A 249-nucleotide genomic window follows, 5' to 3' on the forward strand; every position below is an offset into this window, starting at 1 on the left:
GTTGACGGAGATTGGCGTTCATCTGCTGTTAAAATCTCAGTTGCAGGGGCTGGAAAAAACGGATTCTGGCATTCTGGCAACGCTGGACCGCCAGCGCAGCATCGAAGTGGATGCGGTAATTGCCGCCACCGGACTGCGCCCGGAAACCGCCCTGGCACGACGCGCCGGGCTGACGATTAATCGCGGCGTTTGCGTCGATAGTTATCTGCAAACCAGTAATACCGATATTTACGCGCTGGGCGATTGCGC

The 249-nt window shown here is 57.0% G+C and carries 1 protein-coding gene; it reads left to right on the forward strand.

Annotated features, from left to right (window positions below; translation table 11 throughout):
- Positions 1-249: FAD-dependent oxidoreductase (locus tag V5P19_RS24160; protein ID WP_334408071.1), on the forward strand; the 249-nt coding region annotated here is incomplete at both ends.

Source organism: Enterobacter sp. UNJFSC 003 (assembly GCF_036903355.1).
In the GTDB taxonomy this organism is placed as follows: Bacteria; Pseudomonadota; Gammaproteobacteria; order Enterobacterales; family Enterobacteriaceae; genus Enterobacter.